The sequence below is a fragment of the Bifidobacterium sp. LH_419 genome, from assembly GCF_056356955.1.
The window spans coordinates 101,430-113,529 of record NZ_JBKEVG010000010.1; the positions used below are offsets into that span (position 1 = coordinate 101,430).

The following is a 12,100-nucleotide window of genomic DNA, read 5'->3' on the forward strand; positions in this document are numbered from 1 at the left end:
ACACATGAACGGATTTGGGGAAGGTGACGACGGCAACACGGGAAACGGCAACAACGGCAACGGCGACGCCACCGATGCCGCGTGGCGGCCGCTGCCGGAGCGGGTGCGGACGGTGTGGCTCATCAACGAGGCGATCCAATGCGCGGTCTGGTTGGCGGCGTGCGGCGTGTTCACAGCGGTCTGCATATCCCACGATTGGTGGGGGTTCTGGACGCAGCTGGCCGCCGCGCTCGCCGCGGTCTACGCGGTCGGCGACCTCGCGACCCAGCCGTTGCAGACGAAATACCGGTACGCGTTCACGCGTTTCCGCATCGGCGAGCGCGACCTCGCCACGCGCACGGGCTGGCTGTGGCGCAGATCCACGACCACCCCGTACAACCGCGTGCAGCATGTGGATACGAAGCAGAATCCGGTGCAGCGCCGGTTCGGACTGACCACGGTGGTCGTGCACACGGCGGCCGACACGACCGAGATCGCCGCGTTGGACACCGCGGAGGCCGAGCGCATGGCCGCGACGATCGCGGCCCGCGTGGCCGACGCGCGGGAGGACCTGTGATGCGGCCCGTGACGTGGCCCGTGACGTGGCGTCGTCTCCACCCGGCGGCGCTGATCGTGCGCGTGGCGTCGAACGCGAAGGGCACGGTCTCGCTGCTGCTCTCGTTCATCGTGATCGTCCGCATCTCGCTGATGCGCCACGAATGGTGGCTGTGGCTGGCGGCCGCGGCGATCGTCGCCTATGTGGCGGTCGGCCCGGTCTGCGCATGGATGTCGACCAGATACCGGCTGTCCGCCACGATGCTCGAATACCGTTCCGGCGTGCTGTTCCACAAGCGCCGCGCCATCGCCTATGGCTCGATTCATGCGATCAACAGCGCGAGCCCGTGGTATCTGCGCCCGTTCGGCGTGATCCGTCTGACGGTCTCCCCGGTCGGCGACGATGCCGACATCGATCTGAGCGCGGTTCCGTCGGCGTTGCGAAGCGAGTTGGAACGCCGACGCGCCGAAGCGGCCGGCGCGGCACGATCCGGCACCTCGACACCACAGGCCGCCTCCGATTCCTCGTCCGGAGTCACCACGGATGGGGTCGCCATAACCGCCGCCGATGCTGCAACCGGCACCGCCACCGACCCCACCGCCCCGCGCGCCGGCATCGTCACCTCCTGCCCCTCCCCCATCCCTGTATTCCGTGCGTCGACGCGCGACATCCTCCTGTTCGCCGTCACCGATCCGCGCATCGTCGCGGCCGCGTTCGTCGTATTCGGGTTCATCCAAAACGTGCAGGACGTGCTGCCCCACACGCTCACGCGCACTGCGGAACGGTCGATCGGCGACTACGCCTCGCAGGGTGCCGCGGCGATCACGCTGCTCATCCTGGCGTGCGTCATTCTGCTGATGCTCGTCAGTATCGCGATCTCCCTGCTGCATTTCCACGGGTTCGAGGTGTGGCGGCGCGGGGACGATCTGATCGTCGAACGCGGCCTGTTCACGCGCCATGCGACGACGATTCCGGCGTCCCGCGTGCAGACGATCGTCATATCGCAGTCGTTGCCGCGCCGCGTGTTCGGGCTGTGCTCGACACGACTCGGCCTGTCCGCGGCGGCGAGCGGCGACGACGTCGCATCAGCCGCGGTCGTGCTGCCGGTCATCGGTGCACGCTGCGTGGCCGCGACGTTGCGGGCGATGCTGCCCGAATGGGATGTTCCAGACGCATTCGCCGCGACGGCACCAACCCATCGCACGGGCCGCGGCCTCGCACGGTATTACGTGACGATGCCGCTCGCCGCGACCGCCGCCGCCACGCTGCTCGTCGGCATGGGCGGCCCGGCGACCCACTCGTGGCCATGGTGGGTGATGGTCGCGCCGCTTGCGGCGGGATCGTGGTGGACGGTCTGCCGATGGCTGCAGGCGAGGGCTGAAGGGTATGCGATGCTTCCGGACGACGGGAACGCCCTGCCGCATCGGATTCTGGTGACGGGAGCGACGCACTGGGGATTGTTCGCGATGATGACGCGACGGGCGCGCGTGCAGTCGGTGACGCGCACGACCACGCCGTGGCGCGACGCACGCGGCGTGGAGAGTCTGCGCATGCGCCTGTTCGTGATGAACGGCATGTCCGAAATCCGGTTCCGTTTCCTGCGGCGTGCTGACGCGGACGCGCTCGAAGCATGGTTCACGGGGCGGTGATGCGCCGCGGGATTCCTTATGGGAGGGGTTTCTCGGCTGCGAGGGGTACATGTCTGAGATAGCGGTCACCCATCTTCGTTACGAGGGGTACCACAGGATCGTTGTACGGCCGTCTGCCGCCGTTTTACGGCGCTCATGGGGGCGATTATCGCCGGTCAGGCACCCCTCGTAAGCCGGTTACACCGTCGGACCGGCCATGAAGTACCCCTTGTAACCAAGAAACATCAATTCGCTTCGGTGAAACGCATAGTGGCCTCCTTCCCGGGAAGGGAAGGAGGCCACTATGGGGCCGATTCGTCGGCGGCATCAACCGCCGATCGCCGTCAGCCGTGGTCGCGGAATCGAATCGTTCTCACGATTCCCCGCGGGAACCTGTCACTTCTTGCGCTTGGTGAGGAAGAACAGGGCGACGGCGGCGATGACCAGCAGCACGATCACAATCACGATGATCGCGATGTTGGAGCCGGTGGTCGTCAGCGTGTTGGCGCCCGTGTTCGCGTTCTGGCTCGCGGACGGCTTCAGCGTGCCGGGAACGACGGTCACGGTGGCGGTCACCTCGTAATCGGTGCCGTTCACCGTGGCGACGCCCTTCACCTGGAACGTGCCGGTCTTTGCGTACTTGGCAGCGGGCACGTCGCCCCAGACCACGGCGGCATCGGTCGTGGAACCGTCGGACCAGTGGGCCTTCACCGTCTTCGGCAGGGCGGGCGCCGTGCCTTCGGTGGTGGAGACCTTCACGTCACGCTCGACGGAGGTGACGGTCACCTTCTCCGCTTCCTTCACGGTGATGGTCGCCTTGATCGTGTAGTCCTTGCCGCCGGCGGTAACGGTGCCTTCGATCTCGAACGAGCCGGCCTGGTCGAGCTTGTCCGCGGGAATCTCCGGCCACGTGATGGCGACGTTCTCGACATCGCCGTTGGACCAGGTGACGGTGGTGGTCTTCGGCAGGTCGGGCTGCACGCCGACCTTGGTGCCGATGGTCACGGCCGTGGTGTCGACGGACTTCACGGTGGCCGGGTTCACCTTCACGGTGACGGTCACGTCAAGTCCGGCGGCCTTGCCCTTGACGACGAAGGTGTTGCCTTCACGCTTCGAGTAGTCGGCCTTCGTGTAGGACGTGGTGTCCCACGTGACCGCGGCGTCTTCCGTCACACCGTCCGTGTAGGTGACCTTGACGGTCTTCGGCAGCGCGGATGCGGGGTCCGTGCCGGAGTCGACGGTCACGTCGGCGAGCTTGTCGGCGGATTCGGCCTTGGCGGTGACCTTGACCGTGACGCTCACCTTGGTGGTCTTGCCGGTGGTGTCGGACACGGTGCCGTTCACGGTGAACTCGCCGCGCTTCGCGTACTTGGACGCGTCGATGGCATCCCACGTGATCGGCGTGTCGACGCCGGTCTCGCCGTTGCTCCAGTCGGTCTTGACGTTGGCCGGCAGCTGCGGCGCGACCTTCGCCTCGGTGGTCACGGCGGGGATGTCGGCGACCTTGGTGATGGTGGCCGGCGTGACCGTGACCGTGACGGAGACGGACAACGTGGCGGCTTCCACGGCCTTCGCGACGATGACCTTGGAGGAGTCGGCCGCGGCGGCGGATTCGACGGTCGAATCGACGGTGCCGCTCACGGTGAAGGTGTTGCCTTCACGCTTCGAGTAGTCGCCCTTCGTGTAGGTCTTTTTCCACGTGATCAGGCTCGTGGTCGTATCGTCGTTGGACCAGGTGACGGTCGCGGTCTTCGGCAGCTTGCTGGTCGGGTCGGTGCCGGACGGCACGGTGATCGTGGTGGTGCCGTCGGTCGGCGTGGCGCTCTGCGCGACGGCCGGGTTGACCTTGTAGGTGGCGGTCACCTTGTAGTCCTTGCCGGCGATGGTGACCTTGCCGTTGACGATGAACGTGCCGCCCTTACGGTTCGTGTAGTCGGCCTTGTCCGGTTCGTCCCACGTCACCGGTTCCTGCGTCATGGTGTCGTTCGACCACGTGACGGTGGCCTTCGCGTTCGAGAGGTCGGGCTTGGTGCCGGATTCGACGGTCACGACCGGGTCGGCGGACGGACCGGTGACGGATTCGACGGTGGCGGCGACCACGGCGACGTTGACAGTGAACTCGTAGGCCGTGCCGTCAACGGTCACGGAACCCTTGACCGGAACGGTGGCGCCTTCCGTCTTGAACTGGTCGGCGGTGGTCTTCTCCCACGTGATGTCCTTGGTCTCGGTATCGCCGTTGGAGTAGGTGACAGTCGCCTTGATGCCGCTCAGGTCGGGCGTTTCGCCGACGACGGTCTGTGCGGTGTCGGCGGTCGCCTTGACATCGGTCACGGTGGCGGGCTTGACGGCCACCTTGAAGGAGACGCCATCGGCGTATCCGTCGACGGTGCCCTTCACGGTGAACTCGCCGCCGGTGCGCTTGCCGTACTGGTCCTTGGTGAGCTTCGTCCACGTGACGTTCGCGGTGCCGGTTTCGCCGTCGTTGTACGTGACGGCGACGGCGTCCGGGTATGTGGGTTCGGTGCCGGATTCGACGGTCTGGTCGTCCGGCGCGGTGACGGAGGTGATGGTGCGCGCGGTGACGATCACCTTCACGGTGACGGTGAAGGTTTGGCCGTTCACGCTGACCGTGCCGTTCACGTCGAAGCCGTCGGCGTTCTCGGTGGCGTACTTGCTCTGGTCGATGGGATCCCACATGACGTCGGCCTGCTGCGTGGTGCCGTCGGAGTAGGTGACGGTCGCCTGCTGCGGCAGGGACGGCGCGTGCGTGGCGATCGTGGAGACGGTGGCGGGCGTGACGGCGGCGCTCTGCGGCACGGCGGCGATCACGTTCACCGTGACCTCGGCCTTGATACCGGTGCCGTTGACGGTGCCGTTCACGGTGAAGCTGTTACCCGCCGTGGCGTAGTCGCTCTTGCTGATGGGGTTCCACGTGACGTCGACCTGCTTGGAGGAACCGTCGCTGTAGTGGGCGGTCACCTGCTTGGGCAGGGTCGGAGCCACACCCGCAGGCGTGGAGACGGCCCCGGCCGGGTCGAGCGAGGTGATGGTGACTGCATCCCACTTCGCGTACAGGGTGATGTTGCCGGTGACGGGCGTGGAGAAGTCGTACGGCTTCGTGAGCTGCGCGTCGGAGTACCAGCCGCCGAACGTGTACCCGGCCTTGGTCGGTGCGGTCGGCGCGGTCGCGGTCTCACCGGATTCCACGGTCTGCGTGGCAGCAGCAGAGCCACCGTTCGTGTTGAACGTGACGGTGTACTTCTTGCCCAGCTCGTTCACCTTGGCGACATAGGCGTTAAAGTCGCTGGCGTAGGAGTCAACATCTTCGCTATACCCCCTGTAACCCCAGCTTGACGGCACATACTGCTGCACGACCGTCTTGTTGCCGTAGCTGCCGTACGGAGCCGGAGCCGTGGAGTTGACGCCCAGACCAGTGATATCCAATTCGAGGTAGGTCGGCGCGCCGCTATAAGCGTACTTGTTGGTCAGTGAAATGTAATGCCCAGTATTGCTTGACCAAGCAGGATTTTTGTCGTAGTTCGCTTTCTCGCTATACCACAGTACCGCGGCACCGGAATTGCCATTTTCATCGAATAGTTTGGTCGGCCAAGCGGCATTCTCCATATAGCTGGTCAGATATTTGGCTCCGGGAAACTCCTGCCCATTATTGCCGGCATGATCAACCTTGGTCGAAGAGAAATTCGCATTGGCTTGAGCCGTCGCCATGAAAGTGTCCGAGACCTTGTACGGGGTCAGCTTCTTATTCGCGTCATCGCAGACACGTCCCTTGCCGGAGGCCAAATCCGTGCGGCACGGCTCATTGACCAGAGTCAGACGATATTTATTGATGTTCTTGATTTGATCAAGAGCATTCTGCATGTTTTCAAGGCTGGTCGCATCGCCATTGCCACCGATGTTCTTCGTGGTCGGCAACGCGGAGTTCCTCAGGATGTTAGCCGCATCCGCAGCGGTGGCCTTCTCATTGGCATCCGTTGCGTTCTCGGACTTCCAGACGAAGTAGCCGTAGGACGACTTCTTCTCCGTGGTGGACAGCGCACTCCAGCCGGTGGCCGCCTGGGCGGGCAGGACGCAGAAGAGCATCGCCGCACTGGCAAGTACGCCGACGACTCCCATCCCCACTCGCGTCATGATGTTCTTCGACATCTTCCTTCTCCATACTTTCATTCGCGAAGTGCCCGACCAAACGACGTCATGAGCACCCCTTCGTATACGGGGCCAAGTATAGGACGCCGTCCCGATAGGCGGAACAGATGCTCCGGCGAGGGACTGCGAGTGCGTCGCGGAATAGACAACGAAGAACCATGGGGTGCCGCAACGAACCCCCTCAGTCCGGCCTCCGGCCGGCCAGCTCCCCCTGAAGGGGGCGCCATACTGCCACCTCTTTGGCCCCCTCTGACGAGGGGGCTGTCGGCCGTAGGCCGACTGGGGGAGAGATAGCAGAAAATCAAAGCAGGCTGGAAAGCAACCGCCGCACCAACCTTTCCTTGCGCCCCCTTTCAGGGGGAGCTGGCGCGCGAAGCGCGACTGAGGGGGTAAACGCAAGCGGCCACAGGCTGCGGAAAGGAACACACATCGGCTTGACGCCGATTCCGTTCCTCCCGCGGCCTGCGGCCGCTGTGGTCTCTCCCTCCGACCGCCTCCGGCGGCCACCTCCCTCATCAGAGGGAGGCAAAAGGGAATATCAGATGATGCCGCGATCGGCCAACGGGCCTGGTCCGGCGATTACGGACTCGCCTACGGCGAGACTTGATATCAGCCTCACCGCTGCCGCGGCTCGGCGCAGGCCCTGCCGGGAGCCCACCGGGCTCCCGACCGAGCGATCGCGGCTAAATGATGCCGCGATCGGCCAACGGGCCTGCCCATTGATACTCAGGCTCGCGGGCGGAGGCGACGGGCTCTTCGGGGAGGTGCTTGGCGGGGAGGGTCTTCGGCTTGAACGGGAACTTCTCGGCGCGCATCTTCTCGTAGGCGGCGATGTCGTCCTCGTGCTGGAGCGTCAGGTCGATGTCGTCGTAGCCGTTCATCAGACGCCAACGCGTGTAGTCGTTCACCTCGAACGGCAGGGTCACGTCGCCGCAGGTCACGGTGCGGTCCTCGAGCGAGACGGTCATCGGACGGCCCGGCTCCTCTTCGAGGAGCTTCCACAGCAGTTCGACGCTCTCCTGCGGCATGATCGCCGCGAGCACGCCGTTCTTCGCCGTGTTGCCGTAGAAGATATCGGCGAAGCTCGGCGCGATGACGACGCGGAAGCCGTAATCGTGCAGCGCCCACACCGCATGCTCGCGGGAGGATCCGATGCCGAACTCCGGTCCGGCGACGAGGATCTGGCCCTTCGCGTATTCGGGCTTGTTGAGCACGAACTCGGGGTCGCGGCGCCACGCGTAGAAGAGCGCGTCATCGAAGCCGGTCTTGGTGACGCGCTTCAGGAACACGGCGGGGATGATCTGGTCGGTGTCGACGTTGGAGCGGCGCAGCGGCACGCCCACGCCGGTCAACGTGGTGAGTTTTTCCATGATGAAAGTCCTTTGTGATGTGTTGTGCGTCCCCACTTATGGGGGAGCTGGCGGCCGTAGGCCGACTGAGGGGGAATCACCCGACGCCCCCTCAGCCCGCGGCGCGGGCAGCTCCCCCTGAAGGGGGAGCATATGAATAATCGTCCGTGCGCCCGCGGCGCGCGGTCCGTTTACAAATCGGCGGGGCTGGAGATCGTGCCGCGGATGGCGGTGGCGGCGGCGACGGCGGGCGACGCGAGGTGCGTGCGCGAGCCCTTGCCCTGACGGCCTTCGAAGTTGCGGTTCGACGTGGAGATCGAGCGTTCGCCCGGCACCATCTTGTCCGGGTTCATGCCGAGGCACATCGAGCAGCCGGCGTTGCGCCATTCCGCGCCGAAGTCCTCGAACACCTTGTCAAGTCCTTCCTTCTCCGCCTGCAGGCGCACGCGCGAGGAGGCGGGCACGACGAGCACGCGGTGGATGTTCTTCGCCTTGTGGTGGCCCTTCATAATCGCGGCGGCCTGGCGCAGGTCGTCGATGCGGCCGTTCGTGCAGGAGCCGATGAACACGGTGTCGACGGCGATGTCCTTGATCGGCATGCCCGGCTTCAGGCCCATGTACGTGATGGCGCGCTCGGCGGCGGAACGCTTGGTCGCGTCGGCGATGTCCGCCGGGACCGGCACGTTCGCGGTGATCGGCAGGCCCTGGCCCGGGTTGGTGCCCCACGTCACGTAGGGTCCGAGCGTGGACGCGTCGATGTCCACCTCCTTGTCGAAGACGGCGTCGTCATCGGTCTTCAGCGTCTTCCAGTACGCGACGGCCTTGTCCCACATCTCGCCTTCCGGCGCGTGCGGGCGGCCCTTCAGGTATTCGAACGTGGTCTCGTCCGGCGCGATCATGCCGGCGCGCGCGCCCGCCTCGATGGACATGTTGCACACGGTCATGCGCTCGTCCATCGTGAGGTTGCGGATCGCCTCGCCGCGGTATTCGATGACGTGGCCCTGGCCGCCGCCGGTGCCGATCTTCGCGATGATCGCGAGGATGATGTCCTTCGCGGTGGCGTCCGCCGGCAGCTTGCCGTTCACGTTGACCGCCATCGTCTTGAACGGCTTCAGGGACAGGGTCTGCGTGGCCATCACGTGTTCGACCTCGGAGGTGCCGATGCCGAACGCGAGCGCGCCGAACGCGCCGTGCGTGGAGGTGTGCGAGTCGCCGCACACGATGGTCATGCCCGGCTGGGTGAGGCCGAGGATCGGGGCGAACGCGTGCACGATGCCCTGGTCGGCGTCGCCGAGCGCATGCAGGCGCACGCCGAACTCCTTGCAGTTCTTCTCCAACGTGCTCAGCTGGAGGGCGCTCGTCTTGTCCGGGTTCGGACGGTCGATGTCCACCGTGGGCGTGTTGTGGTCCTCGGTGGCGATGAGCTGATCGACGTGGCGGGGCTTGCGGCCGGCCAGTCGCAGGCCCTCGAACGCCTGGGGGCTCGTGACTTCATGCATGAGCATCAGGTCGATGTACAGCAGGTCGGGCGCTCCGTCGCTGCCCTTCCGTACCAGATGATCGGCCCAGACCTTCTCGGCCAGTGTCGTTCCCATGGGGATTCCTCCTAAATTTCTCGGCGCTAGGTCTTGTGTTTGCGCCGTGTTCGTGGTAATAGAGTATGCGGTCAACATGGGGGCGACCATATCCCGGCCGGATTATGAGATGTGCCATCGGAAGCCCGGTTTTCCGCCGGATTATGGCTGGAATTCCGCCGAAATCGTCACCTTTCCCCCGACTTTCCGAGCGCATCGCGATGACGTCGGTTGACCTCGCATGCCGCCCGTGGACGATGTGAGCGCACACAGATTCCATTACTCGGTCATTCGCCGACATGCGGCGTTCGTCACGTGGTACACTGCCTCGATTTGGCATTTCACTATGTGAGATGGTATAAACGGAAACCATGACTTCCATGCACTCAGATACCGCTGTGGCCGAAGAGCCGGTCGCCGAGCAGGACACCACCGACGACAAGGCCTCCACCGCCGCCACTGCGCAGGCCGCCGAGCAGAACGACGGCGAGGTTCATTCCGGCGTCGGCGTGCTCGACAAGACCGTGAAGATTCTCGACGCCCTTGAGACCGGCCCCTCCACGCTCGGCCAGCTCGTGGCCGCCACCGGTCTGGCCCGACCGACCGCCCACCGACTCGCGATCGCGCTCGAACGCCATCGCTTCGTGCTGCGCGACCAGCACGGCCGTTTCGTGCTCGGCTCCCGTTTCGCCGAGCTCGCCGCCGCCGCCGGCGAGGACCGACTCCTCACCGCCGCCGGCCCGATCCTCCAGACGCTGCTCGACCGCACCGGCGAATCCGCGCAGATCTACCGCCGTCAGGGCGACCAGCGCGTGTGCATCGCCGCCGTGGAGCGCGCCTCCGGTCTGCGTGATTCGATTCCCGTGGGCGCGATGCTCTCGATGGAAGCCGGCTCCGCCGCGCAGATCCTGCTTGCCTGGGAGGATTCCGAGCGCATGCATCAGGGTCTGCGCCACGCGAAGTTCAACGCGACCAAGCTGGCCGCCGTCCGCAAGCGCGGCTGGTCCGAGTCGGTGAACGAGCGCGAGGAGGGCGTGTGCTCGATCTCCGCGCCGATCCGCAACGCCTCCGGCCAGGTGATCGCCGCGATCTCGATCTCCGGCCCGTCCGGCCGTATGGGCAACGCCCCCGGCCGCCGTTACGCGCCGCTCGTCATGGCCGCCGGCAAGTACCTGACCGAAGCCCTTATCAAGGCCTCCTCCGGCCGCTGAGCCGGCAACAGACCCTACTCGGCCCCCTCTGGCGAGGGGGCCAATGCATACTCACGCGAACAGGCCTTTGAGCTGCTCCCATATCGTGGGCTTGCGCAGCAGATCGTCGCCTTCGCCGTCCTGCGGGGGCTTCGCGTTCAACGCGTACGTGTACGCCTTCTTCGAACTGGGCTTGCCGACGAGCTCTCCGAACTCCAGCAGCTGCGTGCGCGGCTCATACGGATGCCGGATGTCGAATTCGATGAGTCTGGTCGCGCGCTTCGCCGGCGCGGGCCCATACGAGCCGAATCCGCAGGTCGGCGTCGCCGCCATCATCACGCCGTCCAGTTCGCCGACGAACCAATTGCGATGATCATGGCCGGTCGCCACCCCTATATAAGGAAACACCTCGGCACGGGAATCATCCGAACCGGCTTCCCCGATCACACCGGAATCATCCGCATCCGCATCATCCATCACCGCACGCACCGTCGCGTCATCGCCGCGCAATACCGCGAACTCACGCGACGTATCCGGGCAACTGATGCCCTCACCCAGATAGCCGCCGGGACGCACCTTTTCCTCATCCAGCGCGTAATAGCGCGCGGCGTGGTCGCGGTAGCCCTGCATCGCATACGGCGTGGTCGCGGTGACGGGCGTGAGCAGGTCATAGTATTCCGGCAACGGCATGTGCTGGAACAGGACGGACCGCGCGCCAATCGCCGACGGCACGCGCGCGAGGAACGAGAGCGCGTCGGCGGACGGCGCGGCGAACCCGCCGCCGTGCGCATAGTCGCCCGAATCGAGGACGACGAGACCGAGCACCGTGCGTTTGTGCGCCTCGTCGGCGACGGGCAGCGCGAACGTACCCGCCGCATGCGGGTAGACGACCTGGTCGGGCAGCAACGTGCGCTCCGACAGCACGTCCGCCTCCACGCCGGGCGTCGGATTCACGCAACCGGGGAACTCGCGGTAGATGGCGTCGAGTTCGTCGTTCGACAGGCCGCACTGGAAATCGTGATTGCCGTACGTGACGGCGAACGGCACCTTGCGCTCGATCAGTGGCGCGAGGAACTGGGCGATTGCGCCACGCACCAGTTCGCGCGTACGCTCGTGCGCCTCGGCGGCGGCGTTGGCGGCTTCGGCGTCGGACGTGTCGATATCGGCGTCGATATCGCTGCTGGCGGGGGCGCTCCAGCGGCGTTTGCGGAACGTTTCGGCGAACGCGGGATCATAGCCGGCGATCTGGTTGCCGGTGAAGACGACCAGATCGGGGCGGACCGCGTCGAGACTCGCCTCGATGAGCCGAATCGTGTCCTTCGCGACCTTCGGACCGTCCTGGATGTCGGCGACCTGCAGCACACGGAACTTGCCGGAATGGTGGAACTGGAGACGCCCCAAGCGGGCGGACACGGACAGGGGACGGGTGTCCCCCGCCTCCGCCGGCTTGATCCTCGGCCTTGAAGACATGCCCTCGGGCGCACGTGTGTTTTCCGTCATGACTCCTACTGTAATGCGCCGATGCGCAGCTCATATGGACGCCACGCGACGCCACGGCGGGGCTATAGGAACCAAACGTGGTGTTTATGACCGGGGTTTGGCCTTGTGACAGTAGGCGTGTCGGGTTGGTTTTAACACGATGTCGCGTTAAAGACCGCCG

The 12,100-nt window shown here is 65.5% G+C and carries 7 protein-coding genes; 3 read left to right on the plus strand and 4 right to left on the minus strand.

What is annotated here, in order from left to right; translation table 11 throughout:
• Positions 1–4 precede the first annotated feature (4 nt).
• Both AC1AYX_RS07695 and AC1AYX_RS07700 read left to right on the plus strand, forming a co-directional pair.
• Positions 5–556 carry a PH domain-containing protein gene (locus AC1AYX_RS07695; RefSeq protein ID WP_476502933.1) on the plus strand — a complete coding sequence of 184 codons (552 nt, stop codon included), beginning with the start codon at positions 5–7 and terminating at the stop codon, positions 554–556.
• An 8-nt stretch (positions 557–564) separates the two neighbouring features.
• Positions 565–2,184, plus strand: coding sequence for a PH domain-containing protein (locus AC1AYX_RS07700; protein ID WP_476502934.1), 1,620 nt, complete (start codon positions 565–567; stop codon positions 2,182–2,184).
• A 375-nt stretch (positions 2,185–2,559) separates the two neighbouring features.
• Here AC1AYX_RS07700 and AC1AYX_RS07705 read toward each other — a convergent pair whose 3' ends face one another.
• The 3 genes from AC1AYX_RS07705 to leuC all read right to left on the minus strand — a co-directional run bounded on the left by AC1AYX_RS07705 (position 2,560) and on the right by leuC (position 9,271).
• Complete coding sequence (locus AC1AYX_RS07705; protein ID WP_476502935.1) at positions 2,560–6,327, minus strand: Ig-like domain-containing protein; 3,768 nt, start codon at positions 6,325–6,327, stop codon at positions 2,560–2,562.
• Between the two features lie 683 nt (positions 6,328–7,010).
• Entirely contained in the window at positions 7,011–7,697 is a 687-nt protein-coding gene (gene leuD / locus AC1AYX_RS07710; RefSeq protein WP_476502936.1) for a 3-isopropylmalate dehydratase small subunit, read from the minus strand.
• A 170-nt stretch (positions 7,698–7,867) separates the two neighbouring features.
• On the minus strand, positions 7,868–9,271 hold the full coding sequence (gene leuC, locus AC1AYX_RS07715; RefSeq protein WP_476502937.1) for a 3-isopropylmalate dehydratase large subunit: 1,404 nt from the start codon (positions 9,269–9,271) through the stop codon (positions 7,868–7,870).
• A 350-nt stretch (positions 9,272–9,621) separates the two neighbouring features.
• Here leuC and AC1AYX_RS07720 point away from each other — a divergent pair, with 350 nt between their 5' ends.
• Entirely contained in the window at positions 9,622–10,461 is an 840-nt protein-coding gene (locus tag AC1AYX_RS07720; protein ID WP_476502938.1) for an IclR family transcriptional regulator, read from the plus strand.
• A 51-nt stretch (positions 10,462–10,512) separates the two neighbouring features.
• Here AC1AYX_RS07720 and AC1AYX_RS07725 read toward each other — a convergent pair whose 3' ends face one another.
• On the minus strand, positions 10,513–11,940 hold the full coding sequence (locus AC1AYX_RS07725; protein WP_476502939.1) for a metallophosphoesterase family protein: 1,428 nt from the start codon (positions 11,938–11,940) through the stop codon (positions 10,513–10,515).
• Between the last annotated feature and the right edge of the window lie 160 nt (positions 11,941–12,100).

Excerpts from the sequence above, each read along its gene's own strand:
- AC1AYX_RS07695 (WP_476502933.1), top strand. The coding sequence starts at position 5 with ATGAACGGATTTGGGGAAGGTGACGACGGCAACACGGGAAACGGCAAC.
- AC1AYX_RS07705 (WP_476502935.1), bottom strand. The coding sequence starts at position 6,327 with ATGTCGAAGAACATCATGACGCGAGTGGGGATGGGAGTCGTCGGCGTA.
- leuD (WP_476502936.1), bottom strand. The coding sequence starts at position 7,697 with ATGGAAAAACTCACCACGTTGACCGGCGTGGGCGTGCCGCTGCGCCGC.
- leuC (WP_476502937.1), bottom strand. The coding sequence starts at position 9,271 with ATGGGAACGACACTGGCCGAGAAGGTCTGGGCCGATCATCTGGTACGG.
- AC1AYX_RS07720 (WP_476502938.1), top strand. The coding sequence starts at position 9,622 with ATGACTTCCATGCACTCAGATACCGCTGTGGCCGAAGAGCCGGTCGCC.
- AC1AYX_RS07725 (WP_476502939.1), bottom strand. The coding sequence starts at position 11,940 with ATGACGGAAAACACACGTGCGCCCGAGGGCATGTCTTCAAGGCCGAGG.